At 70.9% G+C, this 26,359-nt stretch carries 16 protein-coding genes and 1 riboswitch; of the genes, 9 read left to right on the plus strand and 7 right to left on the minus strand.

All coding sequences use genetic code 11. The annotated features are described in order from the left end of the window. Positions 1-58 precede the first annotated feature (58 nt). The 3 genes from LWF15_RS23710 to LWF15_RS23720 all read left to right on the plus strand — a co-directional run bounded on the left by LWF15_RS23710 (position 59) and on the right by LWF15_RS23720 (position 5,875). Entirely contained in the window at positions 59-1,015 is a 957-nt protein-coding gene (locus tag LWF15_RS23710) for a glycine betaine ABC transporter substrate-binding protein (RefSeq protein ID WP_232813114.1), read from the plus strand. Between the two features lie 1,009 nt (positions 1,016-2,024). Then, positions 2,025-4,430, plus strand: a complete 2,406-nt coding sequence (locus LWF15_RS23715; protein ID WP_232813115.1) for a glycosyl hydrolase — start codon at positions 2,025-2,027, stop codon at positions 4,428-4,430. Positions 4,431-4,880: 450 nt separating this feature from the next. After that, a riboswitch (cyclic di-AMP (ydaO/yuaA leader) is annotated at positions 4,881-5,015 on the plus strand. A gap of 38 nt (positions 5,016-5,053) precedes the next feature. Beyond that, entirely contained in the window at positions 5,054-5,875 is an 822-nt protein-coding gene (locus tag LWF15_RS23720) for a C40 family peptidase (protein WP_232813116.1), read from the plus strand. A 140-nt stretch (positions 5,876-6,015) separates the two neighbouring features. Here the strand turns inward: LWF15_RS23720 and LWF15_RS23725 are convergent, their stop codons facing one another. From LWF15_RS23725 to LWF15_RS23735, 3 genes are all read right to left on the minus strand, one after another. Further along, positions 6,016-7,011: a malate dehydrogenase gene (locus tag LWF15_RS23725; protein WP_232813117.1), complete on the minus strand. Its 996-nt coding sequence runs from the start codon at positions 7,009-7,011 to the stop codon at positions 6,016-6,018. An 86-nt stretch (positions 7,012-7,097) separates the two neighbouring features. After that, the gene (locus LWF15_RS23730) at positions 7,098-8,648 is read right to left on the minus strand and encodes a bifunctional 3-(3-hydroxy-phenyl)propionate/3-hydroxycinnamic acid hydroxylase (protein ID WP_232813118.1); all 1,551 of its coding nucleotides are present in this window, start codon (positions 8,646-8,648) and stop codon (positions 7,098-7,100) included. Between the two features lie 9 nt (positions 8,649-8,657). Continuing rightward, positions 8,658-14,180, minus strand: coding sequence for a diguanylate cyclase (locus LWF15_RS23735; protein ID WP_232813119.1), 5,523 nt, complete (start codon positions 14,178-14,180; stop codon positions 8,658-8,660). Positions 14,181-14,446: 266 nt separating this feature from the next. On the opposite strand from LWF15_RS23735, the gene lon reads away from it, so the two are divergent. Next, positions 14,447-16,864 carry an endopeptidase La gene (lon, locus tag LWF15_RS23740; RefSeq protein WP_232813120.1) on the plus strand — a complete coding sequence of 806 codons (2,418 nt, stop codon included), beginning with the start codon at positions 14,447-14,449 and terminating at the stop codon, positions 16,862-16,864. On the opposite strand, the gene LWF15_RS23745 is transcribed toward lon, so the two are convergent. Next, on the minus strand, positions 16,831-17,583 hold the full coding sequence (locus LWF15_RS23745; RefSeq protein ID WP_232813121.1) for a copper homeostasis protein CutC: 753 nt from the start codon (positions 17,581-17,583) through the stop codon (positions 16,831-16,833). The two genes, lon and LWF15_RS23745, sit on opposite strands and share 34 nt — an antisense overlap. A 20-nt stretch (positions 17,584-17,603) precedes the next feature. Then, on the minus strand, positions 17,604-18,884 hold the full coding sequence (locus tag LWF15_RS23750; protein ID WP_232813122.1) for a DUF1996 domain-containing protein: 1,281 nt from the start codon (positions 18,882-18,884) through the stop codon (positions 17,604-17,606). Positions 18,885-19,043: 159 nt separating this feature from the next. On the opposite strand from LWF15_RS23750, the gene LWF15_RS23755 reads away from it, so the two are divergent. The 4 genes from LWF15_RS23755 to LWF15_RS23770 all read left to right on the plus strand — a co-directional run bounded on the left by LWF15_RS23755 (position 19,044) and on the right by LWF15_RS23770 (position 24,361). Then, on the plus strand, positions 19,044-20,294 hold the full coding sequence (locus LWF15_RS23755; RefSeq protein ID WP_232813123.1) for a sensor histidine kinase: 1,251 nt from the start codon (positions 19,044-19,046) through the stop codon (positions 20,292-20,294). Between the two features lie 41 nt (positions 20,295-20,335). Next, on the plus strand, positions 20,336-21,055 hold the full coding sequence (locus LWF15_RS23760; protein ID WP_232813124.1) for a LuxR C-terminal-related transcriptional regulator: 720 nt from the start codon (positions 20,336-20,338) through the stop codon (positions 21,053-21,055). A gap of 6 nt (positions 21,056-21,061) precedes the next feature. Further along, positions 21,062-21,757 (plus strand): carbohydrate-binding protein, encoded by a 696-nt coding sequence (locus LWF15_RS23765; RefSeq protein WP_232813125.1) that lies wholly within the window; start codon positions 21,062-21,064, stop codon positions 21,755-21,757. 294 nt (positions 21,758-22,051) lie between these two features. Then, a complete protein-coding gene (locus LWF15_RS23770) occupies positions 22,052-24,361 on the plus strand; it encodes an HNH endonuclease signature motif containing protein (protein ID WP_232813126.1) in 2,310 nt (769 codons plus the stop codon). A 15-nt stretch (positions 24,362-24,376) separates the two neighbouring features. On the opposite strand, the gene LWF15_RS23775 is transcribed toward LWF15_RS23770, so the two are convergent. Next, complete coding sequence (locus LWF15_RS23775; RefSeq protein ID WP_232813127.1) at positions 24,377-24,793, minus strand: MarR family winged helix-turn-helix transcriptional regulator; 417 nt, start codon at positions 24,791-24,793, stop codon at positions 24,377-24,379. Between the two features lie 50 nt (positions 24,794-24,843). Then, on the minus strand, positions 24,844-25,455 hold the full coding sequence (locus tag LWF15_RS23780; protein WP_232813128.1) for a DJ-1/PfpI family protein: 612 nt from the start codon (positions 25,453-25,455) through the stop codon (positions 24,844-24,846). A 233-nt stretch (positions 25,456-25,688) separates the two neighbouring features. Between LWF15_RS23780 and LWF15_RS23785 the strand changes: the two genes are divergently transcribed. Continuing rightward, the coding region (locus LWF15_RS23785; protein WP_408623877.1) for a DEAD/DEAH box helicase at positions 25,689-26,359 on the plus strand (671 nt) is incomplete at its 3' end.

The following is a 26,359-nucleotide window of genomic DNA, read 5'->3' on the forward strand; positions in this document are numbered from 1 at the left end:
GTCGGCGCTCGCAAACGTCCTTAGTTCTCGTCTGCTCCAACCATGCAAGGAGACAGTTGTGACTCGACGGGCCGTCCTGGCCGCCGGAGCGGCGTTGCTGGCCATCAGTGCCTGCGGCTCCCCCGCGCCCGATCTGGTGGCCGCGCCCGGGGTACGGCCGACGGACTGCGGAACGGTGACGCTGGCCGAGAACCCATGGGTGGGTTACGCGGCCAACCTCGCCGTGATCAGCTACCTGGCCCGCAACGAGCTGGGCTGCCAGGTGGAGGTCCGGGCCGAGGCGGAGGCCGAGTCGTGGCAGCACCTGGCCGACGGCACGGTCGACGCGATCCTGGAGAACTGGGGGCACGACGACCTCAAGAAGAAGTACATCGACAACGAGAAGGTCGCCGTCGAGGCCGGGCTGACCGGCAACCGGGGCGCGATCGGCTGGTACGTGCCGCCGTGGCTGGCCGAGGAGCACCCGGACATCACCAACTGGCGCAACCTGAACAAGTACACCGACCTGTTCCGCACCGACGAGAGCGGCAGCCAGGGCCAGTTCCTGGCCGGTGACCCCTCGTACGTGACCAACGACAAGGCGCTGATCAAGAACCTCGGGCTGGACTTCAAGGTGGTCTACCTCGGCGACGAGGACAAGCTGATCGAGGCCTTCCGGGCGGCCGAGCGCGACCGCGAGCCGATGATCGGCTACTTCTACTCGCCGCAGTGGCTGCTGTCGGAGATCGAGCTGGTCAACATCAAGCTGCCGGCCTACACGCCGGGCTGCGACGCCGACCCGGACGCGGTGCGCTGCGACTACCAGCCGTACGACCTGGACAAGATCCAGAACCGGGAGTTCGCCTACTCCGGGAGCCCGGCCGCCACCCTGATCCAGCGGTTCCGCTGGTCCGACGCCGACCAGAACCAGGTGGCGCGGGACCTGAACGCCGGGGTGGAACCCGACGAGGCGGCGAAGCGCTGGCTCGACGCGAACGAGAAGACCTGGAGGGCATGGGTGCCCACCGGGAGCTGACCGGACGGGCTGCCCGTCGGTACTCCCCGAGATGTCCCGCGAGCCCGTGACTTTGCGCAGACTTACCCTCTGACCTGCGACGACACGCCTTCGCCGGGTGGTGGGGCTTCTCACACCGCGAGCACCGGATGTCGCGATCGGCTGACCGGCACGTCCGGGAATGAGTAGGGTGACTTAGCGCTCGCATGATGCCGGGCCCACAGATCACGGAAGCCCGTCCCATGGCCGAGCGAAGGCAGAGAGGTCTAGCCGCGACATGCCACGTCCGAGCGTTTCGGATCAGGATCAGCATCCCCGCAGTCGAAGAGAGATGCGGGAGCTGGAGCGCCAGAAGGCAACCGCCCCGGAGCCCCCGGCACCACCGAACCCCCCGGTGCCAGAGGCAACTCCGGACGAGCGAGGCCACGGCCGCCGCGCGGCAACCCCTCCCGCCACATCATCACCACGTTCCGCTGCCGACCCGGCACCCTCCGTATCATCGCAGACGCCGGACCCTTTCGGACCCCGGGGTCTGGTTCCCGACGCCGGACAACCTGTTTCGGGCTATGCACCCTCGGTCATCTCTACCGTAACGGAAGACTCCCGTCCAGGTGGGTGGAACCCGGAGCGCAACCCGGAGCGGCCGCAGGAGTGGGTGCAGGACCGCCCCTCCTCACGCGTCGCGCCCAGTGGGCACCGCCGGTCCGAGCCCAGCCGGCCGGACTCCGCCGACGCGTGGGCCCCGCCGTCCTCGTTCCAGAGTCAGCCCGGGCAGTACGGGCGACCGTCCGATCCCAGGCCTGACCCCAGGTCCGACCCCAGGTCAGATTCCGGCCCCTTCGGACGTCCGCCCGTGACTCCGCCGCCTGGTGGCTACTACAGCCCTTCCGCGGTGACCCCGCCGTCGATCCCCATTCCGATCGCGCCTTCGCACGGTCCCACGCCCCAGCTCCCCGGCCCCGAGGCGCCCGGTCGTCCCCTGCCAGGGCTCCCTGGCCGCCCGGGCACCCCGGCCAACGGTGGGCCCCGCATGCGCGACCACGGCACCCCCACCGGCTTCACGCCCCCCGGCCTGGACCGACAGGGCTTCGACCGGCCGGCGGCTGAGCGACCCGACGGCCGGTGGGACGGCCCCCTGCCCGGTTCGCGCCCCGCAGCGCCGCCTCTACCTGACGCCCCGCAGAACCGCTCGCAGGGTGGGCCCTACACGCCTACCCCGCCGGGCTCCCTGCTGGGCGGTGGCTTCACGGAGTCCCGCTCCTCCGGTGGTGCGCCCCTCGACGACCCGTTCCCCGGTTCCCGCGACACCTCCCGTCGGGGACCTGACAGCGGCGACTCCGGCCCGTTCGCTCCTGGCCGGGACAGCTCCCGCCGGGGCAACGGAGACTCGGGCCCCTTCCCTGCTTCCCGCGACACCTCTCGCCGCGGGCCTGGCACCGGTGACTCGGGCCCCTTCCCGGCCTCGCGCGAAGAGACGCGCCGCGGCCCGGCCGGCAACGACCCGTTCCCGCCGTCCCGTCGCGGCCCGGGCTCAAGTGACTCGGGACCGTTCCCGGCGTCCCGTGAAGATTCGCGGCGTGGCCCCGGCGGCAACGACGACCCGTTCCTGTCGTCCCGCAGCGGCCCCCTGCCCAATGACCCCACCCGCCGCGGACCCGGCACGGGTGACTCCGGACCGTTCCCCTCCCGCGAATCTCGCGAAGACTCCCGGCGCAGGCCGGGCCTGGGCGACTCGGGGCCCTTCCCGTCCCGCGACGAGACGCGCCGGGCGCCCGGCAGCGGCGACTCGGGTCCGTTCCCGGCCTCCCGGCAGGACGCGCGCCGCAACGAGACCCCCACTCGTCGTGAATCGGCGCCCGACGACCTGCCCAGCAGCTCCCGCAGCCGCCGTTCGGCCAAGAGCGACGACCGGGCCCCGGAAGGCGACGGCACCACGCCGCCCCCCGGCTTCGCACCCCGCGGAAGGTTCGGCCGCAACGTCGACCTGCCCCGTGGCGAACGCGGCGAGCGTGGCGAGCGTGCCGACGCCACCACACCGGCTCCCCCGCGTCCCGACTCGGGCCCGCAGGGACTGCTCGACCGTGAGCCACGCCGCCCCAGCGGCCTCGGTGAGCGCGGTGAGCGCGGCGAGCGGCCCGAACGCAGCGGTCCGCGGATCGGCGGCGGCACCCGCCCGGGCTCGGCCAGTCGCAACAACACTCCCCCCGGCAACCGAGGCATCGGTCCCCGCCCGCAGCAGGCGCCCCAGCAGGGCCTGCGCCCGGTCAAGAAGACCTGGCGCGACTGGCGTCCCAACCAGATCGTGCTGCGCCGTAACCAGGTGCTCACCCTGGGCCTGGTCACCGTGCTGGTGGCGCTGATCGCGGTGGCGGGCGTGTACCGGTCGATGACCGCACCCGACTCGGCCCCGGTGTCGGGCACCACGGCCGGCGGCCCCGAAGAGGAGGAGACCGCCGCCACCGCCTCGACCGTCCAGTCGCTGAAGGGCCGGATGGGTGCCTACACCGGCACCGACGCCCAGGCCTACCGCGAGTTCGAGGACTGGTGGGGCATGGACCTGAAGTACGTGGTCGACTTCGGCGAGCGCGACACCTGGGACCAGATCTCCAACCCCTCACGGGTGCTCGACGAGTGGGACGACGGCAAGTACCGGCTCGTCATGGCCGTGCCGATGCTGCCCACCGAACTCCTCCCGGCCGGCGTGGAGGTCTGGGACGAGGCCGCGATGCCGACCAAGAAGCAGGAGATGGCCAAGGGCGCCGAGGGCGCCTACGACTCCTACTTCACCCAGCTCGGCGAGAACCTGGTGGCGGCCAACCAGAGCGACGCCATCCTGCGGATCGGCTGGGAGATGAACATCGAGTCGTGGATGTGGGGCATCGACGACCCGAAGCCCTACCGCGAGTACTTCCAGCAGATCGTCAAGACCATGCGGGCCGTGCCCGGGGCGAAGTTCGAGTTCGACTTCAACGTCAACAACGGCTACAACCCCAACCCGGCCGACAAGTACTACCCCGGTGACAAGTTCGTCGACTACATCGGGATCGACGTCTACGACCTGCACCAGGGCAACTACCCCTACGGCAAGAAGTGCAACGCCGCCTGCAAGGAGGCCAAGCAGGAGCGGGCCTGGACCGAGAACATCTACGGCGGCACCACCGGCCTGGGCTTCTGGACGCAGTTCGCGGCCGACCACAAGAAGCCGGTCTCGATCCCGGAGTGGGGGCTGTGGGACCGCTACAAGGACCACACCGGCGGCCTCGACAACCCGAACTTCATCCGTTACATGCACGACTACCTGACCCGGAAGTCGAACAACGTGGCCTACGCCAACTACTTCGAGTTCAACTCCGACCAGGGTGAGCACAGCCTGATCAAGTCGTTCCCGAACGGGGCCAAGGTGTTCAAGGAGCTGTTCGGGCCGGCCAAGAAGTAGATCTTCAGCGTCACTACTCCGTCACGTTTCGTCACCACCGGCCGGGTCGTCGCACCCGGCCGGTCCGGTTTTGATCACGACTTTACGTTTCCTAAGCATTACGCTGGGCAATCAGCAATCCATCAGGCGAGTTGCCCGAAGGGGCAGCAGCGGGCACGAGCCGTTACGGTGCACGCTTAAATCCGCATGAGCTTGGCCACACCCGGTCACTGTTGATCACAACCCGCCCTGAGCAGGGCAGATATCGGATGCGGGGCACTACCGAACGTGTCCGGACACGTAGCACACAAGGTGCGTAGCGATATTACCCGGATCACACTTTGGTGATCACATTTTGATTACTCCCCGATTGGCCGTAGTGTCTCGCTCGGCCCTTCACCCGAGGGGTCGGGCGACCGCCCTGCCGAGGTCCGTCGGCGGCCGCTCAGTAAACCCAGACGGACGCCGGGGAACCACCTGGTACCGGATCCACCAGCAGTCCAGCAGCACCGGATCCGGGCCGCGGGGCGAAGCCGACTCAGCACGAGCCGGCCGGGCATCTTCCGCCCGAGCCCGTCAGCTCACCTGGTAGGCGAGGGAAGGACACCACCTCTTTGGAGAAATCGCGCGTTCGAAGATCCGTCATGCCGCTCGGCGCCGTGGTCACCGGAGCAGCGTTGACACTCACCGGAGGCATCCCGGCGCTCGCAGCCGACGGATCCACCGCCGCGGGCGGCACCGACGAGGCCCAGCAGAAGAGCGCAGGCCTGAAGACCGCCACCGTCAAGGTGAGCGACACCGAGACGGCGAAGATCACGCGCAAGGCGACTGCGAAGTCCAGCGCGCGGTACACGAAGAAGATCAAGGCGACCGCGAAGGTGACGGCCTGGTCCACGCGGACCGCCAAGGTCACCCGCACGGTCACGGTCACCACGAGCGCCTCCGACTACGACACGGCGGTCGCCGAGGCCCGGACCGAGGCCAAGAAGAAGGCGCACGCGCGGGCGAGGTCGGCCGCCATCGCCGAGGCCAAGAAGCAGGCCGTCGCCAGCTCCCGGCAGAAGGCCAAGCACCGCGCCGAGAACAAGGCGGAGCGGCTGGCCTTCGAGAAATTCGGCCAGGAGGTCGTGGCCGACGCCGCGAAGCTCAAGGGCACGCCCTACCGCTGGGGCGGCACCACCACCAGCGGCTTCGACTGCTCCGGCTACGTGGGTTACGTGATGCGCCAGTCCGGCGTGACGCACCTGAGCCGGACGTCGCACGCGATGCGGGGCGACACCAAGAAGATCTCCAAGCGCGCCAAGAAGAAGGGCGACCTGGTGTTCTTCGCCAACAGCGGGGGCAAGGTCTACCACGTGGGCATCTACGCCGGCGCGGGCAAGATCTGGCACTCCCCCGGCTCGGGCCGCTCGGTCACCAAGGCCGACATCTGGACCTCGAGCTACACCGTCGGGCGCGTGGCCTGACCGATCAGCACCCTCGGGGTCCAGACAGTGGGCCCTGATCGTCCACAACCCCCTCCGGTGGACGAAACAGAAGGCCGGGACCCGTAGCGCGGGTCCCGGCCTTCTGGCGTTCCTCAGGTCCGACCAGAGTCAGACCTGGATCAGATCAGGCCCAGCTTGGTGACCGCCTCGCGCTCCTCGGCCAGCTCGGCCACCGAGGCGTCGATCCGGCCGCGGGAGAACTCGTCGATCTCCAGGCCCTGGACGATCTCCCACTTGCCACCGGCCGAGGTGACCGGGAACGAGGAGATCAGGCCCTCGGGCACACCGTAGGAGCCGTCGGACGGGATGGCCGCGGACGTCCAGTCGCCCTCCGGGGTGCCGTTGACCCAGTTGTAGACGTGGTCGATGGCCGCCGACGCCGCCGAGGCGGCCGAGGACGCGCCCCGCACCTCGATGATCTCGGCGCCCCGCTTGGCCACCCGCGGGATGAACTCGTTCTCCACCCAGGCCTGGTCGTTGATCGCCTCGGCGACGCTCCGGCCGTCGACGGTGGCGTGGGTGATGTCCGGGTACTGGGTGGCCGAGTGGTTGCCCCAGATCGCGACCTTCTTCAGGCTCGCCACCGGCACACCGAGCTTGAGCGCCAGCTGGGCCAGCGCCCGGTTGTGGTCCAGGCGGGTCATCGCGGTGAAGCGCTCGGCCGGGACGTCCGGGGCGTGCGACTGGGCGATCAGCGAGTTGGTGTTGGCCGGGTTGCCGACCACCAGCACCTTGATGTCGTCGGCGGCGCCGGCGTTGATCGCCGCCCCCTGGGGCTTGAAGATGCCCCCGTTGGCCTCGAGCAGGTCGCCCCGCTCCATGCCCTTGGTGCGCGGGCGGGCGCCGACCAGCAGCGCGACGTTGGCGCCGTCGAAAGCCTTGGTGGCGTCGTCGAAGACGTCCACCCCGGCCAGGGCCGGGAAGGCGCCGTCGGTGAGTTCCAGCGCGGTGCCCTCGGCGGCGCGCACGGCCTGCGGGATCTCCAGCAGCCGCAGCTTGACCGGGACATCGGCGCCCAGCAGCTGACCGGACGCGATCCGGAACAGGAGCGCGTAGCCGATCTGGCCGGCCGCACCCGTGACGGTCACACTGACTGCTGACTGGGCTGAAGTCATAGCCTTCTCTTCCTCGAGGTTTCTGCCTGCCCAGTCACCCTATCCAGGCGACCGGCCCGGATCTGCAGGGTGTCCGGACAGCTACGTCACACAGCCGGGCGCGAGGCATCACGGGAGCGGCCGGAGCCCACGGCCAGGATCACCCGGTCGGGCCGCAGCAGCACGAAGTCCAGATCCTGGGCGTCCAGCCACTGCCGGACCAAGGGCAGCCCCCCGGCCCGCACCACCCGAGCCCCCAGTTGAGCCCCCAACCCTGCCCCCAAACCTGCCCTCAAACCGTCTGCCGGGACGTCCTCGCGGCGGGTCAGCAGCGCGAACCCGGTTCCGAGAAGGTCGTCCAGGCGAGTATCGGGGCCGACACCGAAATTGGGGACGAGGGTGCCCACCAACGACCGGAACGCCGGCCGGCGAGGTGCGAGCGGCCCAGAACGAAGGGGCGGGCTGGTGCCGGCCAGGATGCGGCTGGTGAGCTTCTCGGATCGCCCCGCGGCGCGCAGCACCGGGCCCAGACGAGCAGCGACGGGGGACGACATGAGGCCCCCGGCCAGGGCGGCGAGCCGGATGAGGGTGGTTGCGTGCGGGGCTCTTTCGGCCTGGTAGCTGTCGAGCAGCCAGTCGTTGGCCGCCCCGCGCAGCACCATGGCCAGCTTCCAGCTGAGGTTGGCCGCGTCGCGCAGCCCGGAACCGAGCCCCTGCCCGATGAAGGGCGGGGTGAGATGGGCCGCGTCGCCCACGAGGAACACCCGGTCGCGGCGCCAGCGGTCGGCGACGGCCGCCCGGAAGGTGTATTCGGCGGTACGCAACACCTGGTGAGTGACCGCATGGGTCGCATGGACGGCGTGCACCGCATGGCGGGACGGACCGAGCCACGGGGCGACGAGTTCGGCCCGGCGCTCGGTGAGTTCGTCGATGGTCTCGCCCGGGCGCATACGGAACTCCCAGCGCAGCCGCTGCTCGCCCACCCTGAGGTAGGTGGCGGGCCGGGCCGGATCGCAGATCTGCTCCACCCCGTCCCACGGGCGCACCGGCGCCGGCCCGAGAACGTCCAGCACGAACCAGGTCTGGTCCGGGGCCAAGGTCCGGAACCTCGAGCCGATGGCACTGCGCACCAGACTGCCCGCCCCGTCACACCCCACAACAGCCTCAGCAGCCAGGACACCAGCCCCCACCTCGGCAGCACCCAACTCATCAGAGCTGGACGTTCGCACCCAGCGCACCCGGCAACCAGCACCCGCCCCGCCCCCCTCCACCCCGGTGACCGTCACCCCACGCCGCAGCTCGATCAGCGGGTCCTGCGAAACCGCTTTCAGCAGGATCTCTTCCAGCGCGGGCTGATCGAAAAGGTTGGCCTGAGGATATCCGTGGGCACCGACAGTCTCGGAGCGCCGGAACTCGGCGAGGGGTTCGTGCCGGGCGTCCAGCAGTCGCAGACCGGCGGCCGGGCGGCTGATCCGGACGAATTCTGCGGCCACACCGGCGCTCTGGAGGATACGGACGCACTCGTCGTCCAGATGAACGGCCCGGGGCAGGGGGTACGGGCGGTGGTGGCGTTCCAGCAGCAGCACCTGCACGCCCTGGCGGGCGAGCAGGAGCGCGGTCACCATCCCGGCCGGCCCGGCACCGACGATGATGACCACGCCCCGACGCTACCCCGCCTTACGCTCCGGCGCCCCCGCGGAGGGTTCGGGCTCGGACTCGTCCTGCTCCTGGAACCAGACCCGGTTGCGGCCGTTCTGCTTGGCCTTGTACAGCCCCTGGTCGGCCCGGGAGAGCAGGGCGTCCAGGGCGGTGTCGTCCTCCAGCAGGAAGGTCATGCCCACGCTGACCGTGACGTCCAGGGGTCCGCTGCGGGTCTGCACCGGCTCCTCGGCGATGCAGGCACGCAGACGCTCGGGCAGCGTGCCGTCCGCCTGCTCGCCCTGCAGCAGCACCGCGAACTCCTCACCGCCGTAGCGGCCCAGCACGTCGGTCTTACGGATCTGGGCGCGGAACCGCTCGGCCACCGTCTTGATCACGTCGTCACCGGTCGGGTGACCGTAGGTGTCGTTGACCTTCTTGAAGTGGTCGATGTCGATCATCAGGGCGGTGAGCGAGCGGCCCTGGCGCTTGGCCCCGGCCAGGTCGCGGGCGCCCACCTCGAAGAAGCGACGCCGGTTGGGCACCCCGGTCAGCTCGTCCACCACCGCCAGGTTCTGCACCTGCTGGAACAGCGTGGAGTTGTCGTAGGCGCTCATCCCCTGCGCGGCCAGCACCGCGGCCGTGGTGATGTTCTCCGACAGCGCGGCCGAACCGGTGGTGGCCACCAGCAGCACGCCCAGGTCGTTGCGGCGTGAGCGCATCGGCACGGCGATCCACGAGCTCGCACTGCCCAGCTGGGGCATCAGCCCGGCCGGAATCAGCTCGGGGTTGCCCACCCGGGGCTGCTGCAGGGCCAGCAGACCACGCAGCCGGGCGTCCTCGTCGATCTTGATCGGGCGCTCGTCGCCGGCGTCGCGCAGCAGGAACACCCCGTCCCGGACCGACAGCAGCCAGGCCCGGTCCGCACCGAGCACCGGCCCGGTGGCGTTCAGCAGCTCGGAGACCAGCTTCTCCGGGTCGTCGAGGCGCTCGGCCATCTCCCGCAGGGCGTCGCGCAGGTTGTTGGCCACCTCCCGCTCACGGTCGGCGGTCTCCACGGTGATCTGCAGCTCGGCCATCCGCGCGGTCTCCATCGAGGTCGCGATGTGGTTGGTCAGCGCCGACAGGATGTCCACGTCGCCGGAGGTGAAGATGCCCTTGGCCACCTGGCTGTCCAGGTAGACCACCCCGGTCATCCGGCCGTCCACCTTCATCGGCGCGGCCAGCACCGAGCGCAGGCCGTGCGCGACCACGCTCTTGGTGCCCAGCACGGCGCCCTCCTCGGTGCCGGTGAAGACCTGGGCCTGGCCGGTCTGGCGGACCCGGTCGACCAGGGTCGTGCTGTAGCCGGTCAGCTCGGGCACGTCCCGGCCGTCGGCGTCGCGGCCCAGGTAGGCCACCAGCCCGCCGGCCAGGCTGGCCTCGGCGTCGTCCTCGGGCACCAGGAACAGGTAGGCGCGGTCGGCCGAGAGCAGCTTGATCGTCTCGTCCAGGGCGATCCGGGCCAGCACCCGCGGGTCGAGCACCTTGCCCGCGGCGGCGCTGACGGTCTGCAGGGCCTGCAGCCGCTGCCGCTCGTGCCCGGCGCTGTAGCTGCCGCCGTGGCTGCTGCTGCTCGTGCCGCCGCCGGAGGTACCCAGCCAGTCGGTGCCGAGCGCGAACTCGGTGCCGACCTGCTGGGCCCGGTGCGGCCAGCCCTCGCCGACCGCGATCGCGTAGGCGTGCTGGGCCTGCCGGCGGGCCTCCGGGCTGCCCGGGGTGCCCAGGGCGGCCAGTGCCCGGGCCCGTACCCGGGCCACCTCGAACGCCACGGTCGGGGCGTCCGGGGTGAGGACCAGCCCGATCCCGGCCAGCTCGGCCAGGGCACTGCCGGGGCGGCCCTCGGCCACCTCCAGGTCGGCCCGCAGCAGGGTGGCCAGGGCCACCAGCTCGGGGGCGCCCCGGTGCCGGCCGGCCTGGCGCACCGCGTGCCGGGCCACCTCCAGCCGGGCCTCGCGCTCGTCCTCGTCGGCGTTGCGCAGCTGGCTGAGCCGGCCCGCCGCGATCAGGAAGAAGATCGGGTGATGGGCCCGGAAGACCTCTTCGGGCGTCGGGTGGGCGCCCTCGACCTCGGCCGCGACCGTGTCGAAGAGGGTTCCGAAGTCACGCTGCTCGGCCAGCTGGAACAGGGTGGCCAGCTGGCGCAGCATGTCCAGCGAGGGCACCCGCTCGCAGATCTGCCGGATCTGCCGCAGCTCGGCGCCGGCCTCGGGGAAGCGGCCCAGCAGCGAGAGGGTCAGCGGGGCGGCCACGACGAACGGGGTGGCGTCGACGTTGCGGCCGGTCTGCCGGTTGCGGCCGCGGTCCAGCCAGTGCTGGGCCTCGGTGGTGCGGCCCATCAGGACGGCGCGGGTGCTGAACACCGCCACGGCGTCCAGCTCCTGGCCCAGGTCCATCCAGGGCCCGTCGGCCTCCATCTCCCGGGTCCACTGCACGCCGTCGTCGAGACCGCCCCCGTACAGCGCCAGTCCGCGCACGTAGGAGTTGGACGCGCGCTGGCTGGGCAGTTCCGAGATCGGGTCGGCGTCCATCCTCCGGAACGCCCTCCGGGCGCTGGAACGCCGCCCGCCGAACGCCGCCACCATGCCGAAACTGGCCTGGGCGCTGACGTTCGCGGCCCCCGGCCCGAGCTGCACGGCCAGGGCCCGGGCCCGCAGCGCGTGGGCCAGGGCGAGCTGCCGGTCGCGCACGAACAGCGCCACGAACGACGCGGTGGAGTGCAGTTGCACGGTGACCAGCAGACGGACCCGCTGCTCCTCGGAAAGATCACGAGCACCAGTCAGACCAGTGAGCCCCCGGAGCCGGGCCCCGACGAACCGCAGCCAGGAACCGGTCAGCAGCGCCGGCCGGGAACCGGGCAGCCCGACCCCGAGCTCGGCCAGGCCCAGCCCGACGGCGTGCAGCGCGGCCGCGTTGTCCCAGTCGTCCTTGTGCAGATCGGCCAGCAGGGCGAACATCTCGGCCCGGGTGATCGGGTCGGTCTCCCCGGCCAGCGCCTGCTCGGTCCGGTTGCGCGCGGCCTCCAGCCGGCCGTTCTGCTTCAGCGCGTGGGCCAGCTCGATCAGGAACGAGCCCGGCGGCCGGGCCCGCAGACCGGCCGCGAACTCCAGGAAGTTGATCGCCTCGTTGGGGGCGTGGTTGGCCAGGGCCAGCTGCCCGGCCCGCCAGGCGGCCTCGAAGATCTTGTCCAGACGCTCGTCGCTGGCCGGGTCGCACTGCATGTAGTGGTGCGCGATCGCGTACGTGTGCTCCGGCCGCGCGGTCGCCGTCGAGGGCGGGGCGTGCTCCAGCGACTGGGCGATCCGCAGGTGCAGGGCGGCCAGCTCGTCGTCACCGAGCTGGGCCTGCAGCGCCTGCCGCACCCGGTCGTGCAGGAACACGTAGGAACCGCCGTCGCGCATGTCGATCAGGCGCTGCCCGACCGCCTCGGACAGCGCCGGCAGCACCTCCTCGTCGGTCAGGCCGAGCACCGAGGCGAGGATGTCGCCGTGGAACTCGTTGCCCACCACCGCGGCGGTGACCAGCAGCTCGTAGGTGCCCGGGGCGAGGTTCTGCAGCCGGGTCAGGACCAGGCCGACCGCGTCCTGCGGCAGCTCCAGCCGGTCCAGCCCGTCCTCGTCGAGTTTCCAGCTGCCCCAGGAGGGTTCGAGCAGACCGGCGTCGATCACCGCGCTCAGGTACTCACCGGCCACGAACGGGTTGCCGTTGCTGCGCCGGGCCAGGATCTCGACCAGCCGGGAACCGGCCTCCAGGCCGGGGATCAGGGAGCGGATCTGCTCGCCGATCGCCTCCTCGTCGAGCTCCACCACCGGGACCTCGACGTCCAGGGCCAGACCGGCCGCGTGGTAGAAGGACCCCAGGCCCTCGGCGTACTCCACCTCGTCACGGCTGGCCGCCAGGATCAGCACCTTGCTGCCCTTGCCCTCGGCGATCTGCCCGGCCAGGTGGGCCACCACCTGGCGGGAGCCGGCGTCCAGCCACTGCACGTCGTCCAGGAACAGCAGCAGGTCGCCCGCCTCCCGGGCGAGCGCGGCCAGGAATCCGGCGATGGCCACGGCGAACTGGCTCTCGTTCACCGGCTCGGGCTCGACGCCCGCTGAAGTGTCGGAACCTCCGGCAGCCCCCCGGGCGGCCGGCCCGACCAGCCCGGACCGGGAGGTCAGGTTGGCCTTGCCCTTGAGCGTGTCGGAGCCGTTGAGGATGGCCTCCAGCCCGGGCGCGATCCGGCCGAGCATCGAGGGGGACCAGCCGGCCGAGGCGGCGCGGATCCGGGCCCGCCGCCGCCAGCGGTCGCCCACCGGCATGCGGGCGATCTCCTGCAGGTAGTTCAGCACCGCGTCGCGGATCGGGGCGAACGGCACCGGGCTGTCCGGTACGCAGCTGGCCTGCAGCACCAGGCTGCCGGAGGCCCGCACCTGGCTGAGCAGCTCGCTGACCAGCCGGGTCTTGCCGGTACCGCCGCCGCCGTGCACCAGGGCCAGACCGCTGCGGCCGTTGCGCACCTCGTTCCAGCGCCCGGACAGGATGCTCAGCTCGGAATTGCGCCCGAACAGCGGGGGTTCGGCCCCTCCCGGGGTCAGCGCCTCGCCGCGGCGCGGGGCGCCGGTCAGCGCGCGCAGGTCGGCGGCCAGGTCACGACCGGACTGGTAGCGGTCGTCCGGGTCCTTCTGCAGCAGTGTGGCCACGATCTCGGCGAGCGCCGGCTGGATGCTCGGCACCAGCTCGGTCAGGTCCGGGGCGGGGGCCACCGCGTGCAGACGCAGCAGCTCACCCACGTCGCTGCTCTTGAACGGCAGCACCCCGGACAGCGCCTCGAACATGATCACGCCGAGCGAGTACAGGTCGGAGCGGTTGTCGACCGGGCGCTTGAGCGTGCCGCCCTGCTCCGGCGCGGAGTAGGCCAGCGTGCCCACCGCCACCCCGGCGTCGCTCTGGCCCCGGGCCGTCAGGCCGAAGTCGATCAGCCGGGCCTCGCCGCCGGTCATGATGATCACGTTGGCCGGCTTCAGGTCGCGGTGGACCAGGCCCTTGTCGTGCACCGCGGACAGCGGCTCGACGATGTCGAGGGTGAGCGCGACCACCTTCTCCGGGGTCAGCGCGCCGCCCTCCAGCACCTCCGACAGCGCCCGGCCCAGCACCAGGTCCATCACCAGGTAGGGCCGGCGGTCGAGGGCCCCGACCTCGTAGACCCGCAGCAGCCCGGGGTGGTTGACCCCGCCCAGCAGCGCCGCCTCCCGCCGGAAGGCCACCTCGGCCTCGTGCGAGTCGGCCAGCGGCTTGTCCAGGATCTTCAGGGCGTACTCGGCCCCCGGTCGTCCCTGGGCATCGTCCTCGAGGCGGCGGACCTTGAACACGGTGCTCTCCGCGCCGCTGCCGAGCTGCTCGACGATCTCGAACCCGGCGAGCACCGGGTGGCCGTGCGGCGTCCGCCCGTCCCGGGACTCCCGGGCACCCGGGACGCGGGCGGTCGCACCGGCCCGGGACGGCGGAAGAACCTGGCGGCTGGAAGTCACGTTCCTCTTATCGGCCCAAGAGCTGCCGGTCATGAGGAATTCTGGAAGTCCCCCTCCCGGGGGACACATCTTCGCAGGTCAGGCGTTAGAACCGGGTGAGCGGCCGCGGGGTTTGAGGCGATATGAGGCCGGAGGGCACCGTCGGCGGACAGTGAGCACGGCCCGCCGCACTGCTCCGGACGAGCTACCCGGGCCGCAGGCCACGTCACTGTCTGCCCACGGCGAACGCGGAACTACGTAATCGTGTAATCGTCGTTGGAGCCGACATGACCAACCAGGCCCGTCCCGCCACCACCACCCTCCCCGTCCTGTTCCTCGACGACGCGGTCGTGCTCCCGGGCATGGCCCTGCCGATCGAGCTGACGGCCCAGGCCCAGCAGACCATCGACGCCGCCCGGGCTGCGCGGGCCGGCGAGTCCAAGCCCCTGCAGGTGCTCGTCGTACCCCGGATCGAGGGCCGCACCGGCGTGATCGGCTCGATCGCCCAGGTCGTGCAGATCGGCCGGCTGCCCAGCGGCGAACCGGCCGCGGTGCTGCGCGCCGACCGTCGCGCCCGGATCGGCCAGGGCGTGGTCGGTACCGGCGCCGCGCTCTGGGTCGAGGCCGAGCCGCTCTCCCCCGAAGAGCCCGACGGCCGCATCCGGGAGAAGGCCGCCGCGTTCAAGCAGGTCCTCACCGCGATCCTGCAGCAGCGCAACAACTGGCAGGTGCTGGACGCGGTGCAGCGGATGAGCGACCCCTCCGAACTGGCCGACGTGGCCGGTTACGCCACCTGGATCGAGCCCGGCGAGAAGGTCACCCTGCTGGAGACCCTCGACGTGGAACAGCGTCTGGACTTCCTGCTCGAACGCGGCCGGGCGCACCTGGCCGAGACCGAGATCAACGAGAAGATCCGCGAGGACGTCCAGGAGGGGATGGAGAAGACCCAGCGCGAGTACCTGCTGCGTCAGCAGCTCGCGGCGATCCGCAAGGAGCTGGGCGAGGAGGACGCCGGGGGCACGGGCGACTACCGCTCGAAGATCGAGGCCGCCGCCCTGCCCGAGAAGGTGCGTACCGCCGCCCTGGCCGAGGTGGACAAGCTGGAGCGGGGCTCCGACCAGTCGCCGGAGGCGGGCTGGATCCGCACCTGGCTGGACACCGTCCTGGAACTGCCCTGGAACGAGCGCACCACCGACAGCACCGACGTCAGGAACGCCCGCGCGGTGCTGGACTCCGACCACACAGGCCTGGACGACGTGAAGGAACGGATCGTCGAGCACCTGGCGGTTCGCGCCCGGCGGGCCGCGCGCGGCCTGGAGGTCGTAGGCGGACGCGGCTCGGGTGCGGTGCTGGCGCTCGTCGGCCCTCCCGGGGTAGGCAAGACCTCGCTGGGTGAGTCGATCGCGCGTTCCCTGAACCGGAAGTTCGTACGGGTGGCGCTCGGCGGCGTACGCGACGAGGCCGAGATCCGGGGGCACCGGCGCACGTACGTGGGTGCGCTGCCCGGGCGGCTGGTGCGGGCGCTCCAGGAGGCCGGCACGATGAACCCGGTGGTGCTGCTCGACGAGATCGACAAGGTCGGCTCGGACTTCCGCGGCGACCCGGCGGCGGCCCTGCTCGAGGTGCTCGACCCGGCCCAGAACCACACCTTCCGCGACCACTACCTGGACCTCGACCTGGACCTGTCCGACGTGGTCTTCCTGGCCACCGCCAACGTGCTCGAGACCATCCCGTCGGCGCTGCTGGACCGGATGGAGGTGGTCCGGCTGGACGGCTACACCGAGCGCGAGAAGGTCGCGATCGCCCGCGACCACCTGCTGGCGCGGCAGCTCGAGCGGGCCGGCCTGACCGCCGAGGAGGTGCAGATCGAGGACGAGGCGCTGCGCCTGGTCGCGGCCGAGTACACCCACGAGGCGGGCGTGCGTCAGCTGGAGCGGTCCCTCGCCCGGATCCTGCGCAAGGTCACCACCGAACTTGAGGACGTCCGTGAGCCCGACGGCTCCGAGAGGTCGCCTCAGGCGGTGGCCGGGGTGGTGGTCGGGAAGGACGAGGTGGCCAAGTACCTCGGCCGGCCCCGGTTCACCCCCGAGTCGGCCGAGCGCACCGCGGTTCCCGGCGTGGCGACCGGCCTGGCGGTGACCGGCGCCGGCGGTGACGTGCTGTTCGTGGAGGCCATCTCGATGGAAACAGGGATGGAGACGGGGGTGAGCCTGGAGCTCACCGGGCAGCTGGGCGACGTGATGAAGGAGTCGGCCCAGATCGCGCTCAGCTACCTGCGGGCCAACGCCGAGAAGCTGGACGTGCCGGTGCAGGAGCTGACCCACCGCAGGGTGCACGTGCACTTCCCGGCCGGCGCGGTGCCGAAGGACGGACCCTCGGCCGGCGTCACGCTGACCACCGCCCTGGCCTCGCTGCTGACTGGCCGGCCGGTGCGGGCCGAGGTCGGGATGACCGGTGAGGTCTCGCTGACCGGACGGGTGCTGCCGATCGGCGGGGTCAAGCAGAAGCTGCTGGCCGCCCACCGGGCCGGGCTGACCGAGGTGATCATCCCCGCCCGCAACGGCCCGGACCTGGACGACCTGCCCGAGGACGTGCTCTCGCAGCTGGTCGTGCACCAGGTCAGCGACGTGGCCGACGTGCTCCGGATCGCCCTCGAGCCCGCGGCTGCGGCTCAGGGCACGGTTGCGGCATCCGAAGCCGCCTGATCCAGCGCCGCTCGCATTGCCGCGACGAGGGCCGCCGACGTGACTGGTCGGCGGCCCTCGTCGTAGGTCAGGGCAGGATTGGTGTAACGAGCGGCTGAGGCGATGCTTTCGGCCGCCCGGCAGTGCACTTCGGCCACTCCCGTCCGGCGTACCAGCTCAGCCACGTTCCCCGGCCGCACTCCCCCACCGGCCAGGACCATGATCCGCCTATCGGCCTGTTCGACCAGGGAGCGGAGCCCGGCTGCACCTTCGAGCGCCGTCTTCGCCCCACCGGACGTCAGCACCCGGGAAACCCCCTGGGAGATCAGGACGTCCAGGGCCTCGGGCAGGTCCCGGCAGGCGTCGAAGGCCCGGTGGAACGTGACCGGCGCATCACCGCAGGCCTCGAGAAGGCGCTCCAGCACGGCCCGGTCGATCTCCCCGGAAGGAGTGAGCGCGCCGATCACGAACCCGACGCGCCCCGGGGAGGCGAGCTGACGGACGTCTTCAAACATCACTTCGAGCTCTTCGGGGGTAAACACGAAATCCCCGGCGCGCGGCCGGATCAGCACCTGTACGCCGATCCGCGTGGTGGTGGCCAGCACTCGCCGCACGAGACCCGCGCTGGGCGTGAGACCACCCTCCGACAGGGCCGAGCAGAGCTCGACCCTGTCGGCCCCCGAGGCCTCGGCGATCACTGCACCACCGACGTCCTCGAGGCAGATCTCCAGTTGTGCCACCCGACGAGGCTAGCCGGGGTTCAGAACTGCTTCTCCTTGTTGCAGGTGACCAGCTGGTTCACGCAGCTCTTGACCAGGTCGGCCATGGTCTTGGTGTCCCAGGCGAAGAACGCGTCGCCGTGCATCGACGAGGCCAGCCCACTGGCCAGCTCGAAACCGGACGTGGTCCCGGGGGTGTCGTAGTTGATCACGAAGGTGACGGCCGGGATCCGGACCGGGAACTCCTTCGGGCAGGTGCCCGCGCCCCCGTAGCTGACGTGCGACTTGTGGTCCGGGCTGTCCAGGTTCTTGCCGTCCCAGCAGTCCGGGAAGCGCATCAGGAAGTGCAGGGAGCCCTTGGTCTGGCCGTCGTTCTGGCAGACCGGCCAGTTGCCGTCCTGGCTGCGGGCGACCCCGTCGACCGGACCACCGGCGCACCAGAACTGGTTCTGCGCCCCGACCGGGGTGGGCGCCTGCTTCTTGGCGTCACCGACCAGCATCCGCATGCCGTTGGGCATCGGGACGGTCTTGGTCTTGTCCTCCAGCAACGAGCCGTAGTAGACGATCATCTCCTTGGGCTCGACCGCCTTGCCCGTGCTCTTGTCGGTCAGCGTCGGGATCCAGTAGGCCGAGCGGTCCTCGACCGGGATGCAGGTGGTGGTGCCGGACTGCATCAGGTCGTCGGTGTCGGTGTTCGCGTCGGTCACCGCGTTGCCCATGAACGAGTGCAGGTGCGAGGCGCCGGTCTGACCAGGGAACACGATCGGGTCGTTCTTGCCCGAGTGGCTGTAGGTACAGGTGGCGTTGAACTCGGGGTTCTTCTTGGCGGTGGCCGGAGGGGTGCGCGGCTTGAGCGCCTCGAACTCGTCCAGCTGAGCCTTCCAGGCCGCCTGGTCGACCGGGAGCCAGGTGCCCGCCGGGACGGTCATCGTGCCGTCCGGGCCGACGGTGTGCCCCGGCATGGTCGGCGTCGGGGTGGCTTGGGTGCTTGAGGACGGGGTGGGCTGGGTGGTGGCGCTCGGGCCGGGTGCAGTGGTGCTCGGCTTGGTGGGCTTGGTCGGCTTGACCCGCTTGTTTGAGGGCTTCTTCGTGCGCTTGCGTTTCTGCTCCACGAACTTGGCTGCGTCGGTCGTGGTGACCTGCAGTTCGGACTCACCCGCCGAGCCGGCGACGGGCTGCACGGAGAGGCCGTGGTGCCCGCTCTTCGGCAGCTGGGCGGAGTTGCCGGGCAGGACACCGAACGCGATCGCCGCCGTCACCCCCAGGACCGAGGCGGTGGCCAGGGCGATGGCTGGACGCAGTACGCGAGGTCGTCGCGACACGAGGGACTCCTTGGTCAGGGACGGAGTTCTTCAGGGACGAGTTGTAACGAGTGGTCAGGAGCGCCCGGTCCGGACCGGAGGGGGGCCGCAGGCCGGGCGAGTCGAGCAAAGCGTGCGGCGGACGACCGGGGGTAGGCCCAAAGTCCTAAGCCGGTGGCGATGCCGGTCCCGTCGGCTTGGTACCTTCACGGCGACAAGAGCGGCCAGGAGAAGGACCAGGTGGACGAGCTTCCCCAGCATCGGGTGCAGCAGATCGTCGCCGTGGCCCTCAGTCGCACGGTGCTTCTCACCCGGGCCGCTGTCTGTCTGACCACGGCCGTGGTGAGCCTGCTGGTGCAGACCGACGGCGTGCGGTCGGCCGCGCTGATCGTCGTGCTGCTGCTCAGCACCGCGGCCGGCGTGGCCGCGCTACCCCGCTGGCCCACCCTCGTCCGTTCGCCCGTACCCCTGCTCACTGCCGACGCTGTGCTGGTCGTGGCCGTGTTGGCGCTGAGCAAAGGCGGCCTGACCTACTTCGTCTTTGCCGCCGGGGCAGCCGCACTGGCGGGGGCTGCACTCGGCTTCGCAGCCATCCCGCTCTGGACCGCGCAGACGGTGCAGGGGCTGGCGGTGGGGGCGGTGCTGCTGAACACCCAGGAAGTTCCGGCGTCCCTGGCGGGCTTCCTGTTGGCTGCGCCGCCCGCCGGGGTACTGGCCGGGATCGGCACGGTGCTGGCCCAACGGGTGCTTACCCGGCAAATGAGCCGAACGGTCGAGCTGATCACCGACGCCCAGCGATCCGCCGCCGCCGCCGAGCGCGCCCGCCTGGCCCGGGAACTGCACGACTCGGTCGCCAAGACGCTTCGCGCGATGTCCCTGGCCGCCGTTGCCCTGCCGGGTTCACTGCGGCGGCAGCCGGCCTTGGCTGAGCAGTTGGCCGACGTCATCTCGCAGGGGGCAACGGCCGCCTCGCAGGAGGCCCGGCAGCTGATCGAGGGCATGCGACTGGACGCCCCCGAGGAAGATTTCGCCACTACGCTGCGGCGGGTGTGCGCCCTTTGGTCAGCCGAGACCGGTATCAGCGCAACCGCCACCGTTGCACCGGTCGAACCCCCGGTCGCGGTGCGGTACGAGCTCACCCGGATCGTCGGCGAGGCGCTGGTCAACGTGCACCGGCATGCCGCGGCCACCCGGGTGGGAGTGACGGTCAGCGAGCGCGGGCGAGGGCTGGTGCTGACGGTGCGGGACAACGGCCGTGGGTTCGAGGCCCCGGTCGGCGGAGACCTGGCTGCCCTGCAGCAGCTCCAGCATCAGGGGCACGCGGGTATCGTCGGCATGATGGAACGGGCCCGCACGGTCGGTGGATCTCTCACTGTGGAGTCCGAACCCGGCCTGGGCACGCTGATCCGGGTGCGGGTGCCAGTGCTGTGACAGCGGACGACAGGGCAGAGAAGGCCACAGGGAATGAGGGCATGGACGCGGTCGCCTGGCTGAGTACCGGTGCGCTGCCGACCACCGAGTCCACCCCCAGCCGGATCACCGTGCTGCTGGTGGACGACAACGCCACCATCCGGGCCACCCTGCGTCCTCTGCTGGAGTCGGACCCGCAGATCAGCGTGGTGGCCGAGGCCGGCAACGGAGCGGCCGGACTGGCCGAGGCCCGGCGGTTGCGGCCGCGGGTGACGATCCTGGACTACCAGATGCCGGTGGCCGACGGCCTGTCGGTGATCGACCAGATCGCCCAGCACAGCAACGTGCTGGTCCTGACCAGCAACGACAGCCAGGAGATCATCGCGCCGATGCTGCGTGGCGGGGCCCGGGGCTACCTGGTCTACGGCCGGTTCGACCCGGCCGACCTGGTCAGCGCCGTGCGGGCGGTGGCGGCCGGCCAGGGCTGGCTGATCCCGGCGGCGGCCTCGGTGGCCACCGGCGCGGTGCGCGAGGCCTACGCCCGCGAGCGCGCGGCCGGGGCCCGGCACGGCAACCTACGGCGCACGCGGCGGGGTTTCGGGCTGAGCGAGCGCGAGATCGAGGTGCTCGAACTGGTAGGTGACGGCCTCTCCAACGCGGCTATCGCGCAGCAGCTGAAACTGTCCGAGAAGACGGTGAAGAACCACCTGAGCAACGTGTTCGCCAAGCTCGACGTGACCAGCCGGACCGAGGCGCTGGCCCGCTGGCACGGGTGGCGGTAGGCGAAGGTGGCCCGTTCGCGCCCGGTCTCCGCCCCCTGGCTGGGAGTCGGCCTGCTCTCCCTCGCGGTGGCCGGAACCTCCTTCGTAGTGCCGCAACTGCTGCCCGGGCAGTCCTCCACCACGGCCACCACCCCCAGCCCCACCCCAGCCAGCACACCCGCCACCACCTCGGCCACCACCTCGGCGCCCTCCACGACGAGCGCTCCGACCACCACATCCCCGGCGACCACCTCCCCGACCGCAACGCCGACGCCCGAGGCGACTACCCCGTCCTCAATTCCCTCCACCACCAAGAAGCCCAAGCCCAAGCCGACTTTCGAGCCGGTCACGATCAACCCCTGGGCCAAGACGCACGAGAGCTCAGGCATCGAGGTCATCGACTGCCCGCTGTGCGTCTCCGGCAAGCGCGTGCAGTATCTGGGACAGGGGCACTACGTGATCGTCCGCCTCAAGGACGTGAAGGTGCCCGGCCGGCGCACCATGACCATCATCTACACCTGCGCCTGTGACGACGCCCCGCGCGAACTGGACGTGATGCTCAACTCCGACCCGGTGCGCACCCTGGCCCTGAAAGGCGCTCGTAGCTGGGACTCCCCGGCCCGCACCACGGTGAAGGTGAACCTGGTGAAGGGCGAGAACGTGATCCGCTTCTTCAACCAGGAGGCCCCCGCGCCAGACCTGGACCAGATCCTGATCCGCTGAGGCTCTGACCACAGTGGGGACGCTGCGGTTCCGGTCCGAGTGCTTGTCCGATTCACGGTCGCCCGGCCGCACGCGTGCGGACCCGTCAGCGAGGGCCGCGCGGGCGAGTCACTGGCGAGCGGTTGATCCGAGCGCGGTTGCTGCCTTGGCCGCGGCCTCGATCCCATTTTGTCGGTGGTGCCCTTTAGTCTCTTTTTGTGGCGGTGGGGGCCGCGGAAATGCTTGTCGACGGGGGGCTTCCGGATGGGTGCGTTGGCGGAGGGTTGTTTCGAGGGACGTGTCCCCGGGCTGTCCATGGGGGTGTTCGAGTGGCTGCTGGAAGAGCTGAGGGCGCTCGGTATCCCGGATGCGGATGCGGGATCGGACGAGGGCGGGGCGTCCAGCGGACCAGCCGAGGCAACGGGTACGGCCAAGGCAGGCGGCCCAGCCGAGCTGGTCCGACGCACCAAGCGAACCAAGCCCTCCCCACCCGAATCGCCCGATGCCTGGGTCACCAACGTGATGGCCATGGAACTCGTGATGCGGCGTTTGCAGGCCGCGCAGATGCTTTCGCTCGCGACAGCGGTAGAAGCGGTGCCGTCGGCCCGACGTGGTGGCGCCCGCGTCGACGAGGACCACGAGGAACACGACGGACACGACGAACCCGAGGACCTCGACTCGGCGTTCTCGATCACCTCGCGTCGGCTGGTTTCCTCTCGCCTGGCGCCGGAGCTGAACCGTCATCCGCGTTCGGCCGCCGGAGATGTCGAGGTGGCAATGGGCCTGGTCCGCAACCTTCCCCGGATCTTCGCGTTGCTGGAGCAGGGCCGGATCGATGCGGACCGTGCTCGTCTGGCGGCGCGCCAGTTGCACGCAGCGTGCGAGAGGTATCCGCAGCTGCGGCCGGGCAACGACGTGTGGCAGCTGACAGAGGCCATGGTGACTGCCCAGGCCCCCGATCTGACCTTCGGGGAGCTGAAGCGTCTGATCCAGCGGCTGCTGATGGAACTGGATCCTGACGGGGGCGCCGCTCACCATGCGCAGGCGATGCGCGGCCGGCATGCGCGGATCTCGGCCCAGCCCGACGGCATGGCCCTGGTGACGGCCCTGGTCTCGGCCGAGACAGGGCAGTTGCTGGACGGTTTCCTCGACGCCGCGGCCGACGCAGCACGGGATCGGGCCGAGGCGGAGGGCCTACCGGACGGTCGCACCCATGATCAGCGGCGGGCCGATGTGCTGGCGCTGCTGGTGCAGGCGTTGGCGGAGGGCGTGCACATTCCGCTGGTCCCGGATCCGCGCAACGAAGCACGCGACGAGCCGAGCGCTTACGCAGCCGCAGGCGAAACCAGCACGACGAGCGGGACCAGTGAGAGCGGCCCGACGAGCGAGAGCAGGGCAACGAGCGAGAACGGCGGCAGCGGCGGCGGCAGCGGCGGCGGCAGCGGCGGCGGCAGCGACAGCGACAGCGGCAAGACTGGTGGCAGCAGCGACGCTGGCGGGAGCGGCGAGACCGAGGGGAAGCTCAGGAAGCCGCGCCACGAGCCAGAGCACGCCGAGCCCCATACGACCAGTGGCACCGTCCCCGAGTCGCTACGCCGCCGCCTGGAAGACGACCTGCAGGCCGTCACCGACGAACGTCACCATGCCCTGACGGCTCACGGGTTCCCACCGGTACCCCAAGGTCTGATGCCGGCCTGGTGGAAGATCCCCGACCTGCCCCGGCGCAAGGGACGAGGCACCCATCTGGTCGTGACGATCACCGACACCACGCTTCTGGGCCTGGACCAGATTCCCGGCCTGCTGCAGGGGCATGGCGTGATCAGCGCCGAGCACGCTCGCCGCCTGGCTGTCGCCCCCGGGCAGATCACTCTCCTGGTCCTGCCCGGAGCCTGTACCCATGACCATGCGGGCAACGACACCAGCCCAGACGATGGCACCGGCCCAGACAGCGACGCCGAGCCACAGCCCGCTGCGTCGGAGCCATGTCCCCTCGGCCGGGACCACACCCGGCCCCAGACCCGCCGCTACCGCCCCGACCGCACCCTCACCAACCAGGTCTTCGCCCGCTACCCCGTCTGCACATTCCCCGGCTGCACCACTCCTGCCAGCCGCTGTGACTTGGACCATCTCAAGCCTTTTCAGCGCGGCGGACCGACCTGCGCGTGCAATATGCATCCCGCCTGCCGGGGCCACCACCGTCTGAAGACCTTCGCCGGCTGGCATGCCCGGCCGGCCCGGCCCGGCGAGCCGCACCCGCCCGGCACCATCATCTGGACCACGCCCGACGGCACTGACCACGCCAGCGCTCCGCCATGCCTGCCCGGTATGCCCGGCTGGAGCCTGCGTGGCAGAACCACCGCCTCCTCTGACCAGCCCGAAAGCTTGACCAGGATCGACTTGATGCCCTCGGCCGAACGCACAGCCCGCCGCACCCGCCGCTGGAGTCGAGACCTGCAGTGGCAGGCAGACCGGCAGGACCGACTACGGCGCAGGGCCGCCGCCCGGCTGGCGGCCCAGCAGACAGCCAAGGCAGAGGCGCTCCGGTCGTCCGTGGCTCGCCCGCCGCACGCGCCCTGGGGCGAGGCCACCGGCATCTACCCAGAATACGGAGAACCCACCTTTTGAGATCCGCACTCGTTGCTAAGCGTTCTGGCGGTACTCGCGCGAGGCAGCCACCGCCGCCTTCAACAACTCGACCGCCCGGCTCAGGTCCTCCACGCCTACGGCCTTGCCCACCGCGTTGGCCCAGGCGTGCTGCCGGTCGCGCAGTTTCGCCACGGTCGCGCGGCCCTGCTCGGTGGGCTGCAGCAACTTGGCCCGCCGATGGCTGGGATTGGGCACGTACTCGGCCCAGCCGGCCTCGACCAGGATGTCGGCGGTGCGCTGAACGCTCTGCCGGGCCAGCCCCAGCCCCACCCGTCGGGCGATCTCGGCCACCGGTAGCGCGGTGTCCAGGGTTGCGCCCAGCACCTGCCACTGCGCGGGGGTCAGGCCGGCCGGCTCGGCGATCTCCTTGGCTGCGGCCAGGAACTCGCCGTTCGCCTCGAAAACCGGCATCACCAGAGCGGTCAGAGCATCACCTTCGGGACTTCTGGCTTCAGGACTTCTCAAGCCTCACCGCCCACGAGGAGGTCGTAGTACTTGCGCTCGCCCGTGGTGTACAGCCCATACCAGGCGTCGATGACCGGCTGCGGGAACACGCCGAGCACCTCGAAGACAGCCTTGGCGAACTCGAGTGGGGCGGTGCCCGGGGCCGTGATCACGTTGCCGTCGACCACCGTGCGGGCTTCTTGGTCAAGATCCTGGCCCGTGTAGTTCTCGGTGCCGGCCAGGGCTTCGAGGGCATTGCTGGTGTGCCGCCATTGATTGAGCAGACCGGCCCGAGCCAGGCCCCGCGTGCCCCCGCAGATCCCGGCAACCGGCCTGCCGTTCTGCACCAGAGTCCTGGCCAGCGCCAGCACCTCGTCGTGCCCCTCGCCCCAGGTGTCGCCGCCCGGGAGCACGAGCAGATCGATCTGCTCCGGGTCGAGCCCGGCCAGGTCGGCCCCCGGCTGCACGGTCAGGCGCCCGGCCGTGGTGACGGCCTTGCCACCCACCGAAGCAACAGTGAGCCCGACACCGCCCGGCACGTCCTCATCGGCCATCGCCAACCCGGCCGTCAGGTACCCGTACTCCCAGTCGGCCATCGTGTCGGTCGCGTACAGCACCACGTTCGTCATGATCGTGCCCCCTTGATTGACTGACAGCAGACTGTCATTTTGACAGCACTCTGTCAATCCCCGGTTCACGGACGGACGCGAGAGGATGTGGGCATGCGGAACTCTGTGCAAGTGGTGCCCGAGCACCTCAGCGGTGTGGCGGCCCGGCAGTGGAGGGCCGCGTCCTGAACCCCCCGAAACTCCTGGCCACCGCCGAGAAGGCGCTCGAGACCGCACTCCCGGTCAGCGCCACCATTCCCGAAATACTGCGGCGTCTCGGCGATTTCGGCGCCGGAGTGCTGGTCTCACCGCCCGGCACGGGTAAGACCACGTTGGTGCCGCTGGCGCTGGCCGACCAGGTCGAAGGACGGGTGCTGGTCGCCGAGCCGCGCCGGGTGGCGGCCCGTGCTGCTGCCGCCCGGATGGCCTGGCTGCTCGGCGAGGAGGTCGGTGGGCTGGTGGGTTACTCGGTGCGCGGTGACCGGCGGGTCAGTCGACGCACTCGGGTGGAGGTGGTCACCACCGGTCTGCTGGTGCGCAGGCTGCTGGAGAACGCGGAGTTGCCAGGCGTCGGGGCAGTGCTGCTGGACGAGTGCCACGAGCGCCATCTGGACACCGATCTGGCGCTGGCGTTCAGCGCCGAGGTGCGGGCGACGTTGCGGCCGGAACTCCTGTTGCTGGCTGCTTCGGCCACCGCAGACAGCGAGCGGCTGGCCCGGCTGCTGGGCTCGGGGGATGCTGCAGAGATTAAGGACGTCGGTAGCGCCTCGATCGGGAACGGCGAGTCGGGCGACGGCCCAGTTGGCAACGGCAACTCGGGCGGCTTCAGCGGCTCGGACGGCTCGGACGGCTCGGACGGCTCGGGCAGCTCCGGCAGCTCCGGCAGCTCCGGCAGCTCCGGCAGCTCCGGCAGCTCCGGCAGCTC

It is taken from the genome of Kineosporia rhizophila (assembly GCF_021277265.1).
GTDB lineage: Bacteria > Actinomycetota > Actinomycetes > Actinomycetales > Kineosporiaceae > Kineosporia > Kineosporia rhizophila.

What these genes read in the sequence shown, in the direction of transcription:
- LWF15_RS23715 (WP_232813115.1), top strand. Translation starts at nt 2,025, where the DNA reads ATGCGCGACCACGGCACCCCCACCGGCTTCACGCCCCCCGGCCTGGAC.
- LWF15_RS23720 (WP_232813116.1), top strand. Translation starts at nt 5,054, where the DNA reads ATGCCGCTCGGCGCCGTGGTCACCGGAGCAGCGTTGACACTCACCGGA.
- LWF15_RS23725 (WP_232813117.1), bottom strand. Translation starts at nt 7,011, where the DNA reads ATGACTTCAGCCCAGTCAGCAGTCAGTGTGACCGTCACGGGTGCGGCC.
- lon (WP_232813120.1), top strand. Translation starts at nt 14,447, where the DNA reads ATGACCAACCAGGCCCGTCCCGCCACCACCACCCTCCCCGTCCTGTTC.
- LWF15_RS23755 (WP_232813123.1), top strand. Translation starts at nt 19,044, where the DNA reads ATGCCGGTCCCGTCGGCTTGGTACCTTCACGGCGACAAGAGCGGCCAG.
- LWF15_RS23760 (WP_232813124.1), top strand. Translation starts at nt 20,336, where the DNA reads ATGGACGCGGTCGCCTGGCTGAGTACCGGTGCGCTGCCGACCACCGAG.
- LWF15_RS23770 (WP_232813126.1), top strand. Translation starts at nt 22,052, where the DNA reads ATGGGGGTGTTCGAGTGGCTGCTGGAAGAGCTGAGGGCGCTCGGTATC.
- LWF15_RS23775 (WP_232813127.1), bottom strand. Translation starts at nt 24,793, where the DNA reads ATGCCGGTTTTCGAGGCGAACGGCGAGTTCCTGGCCGCAGCCAAGGAG.
- LWF15_RS23780 (WP_232813128.1), bottom strand. Translation starts at nt 25,455, where the DNA reads ATGACGAACGTGGTGCTGTACGCGACCGACACGATGGCCGACTGGGAG.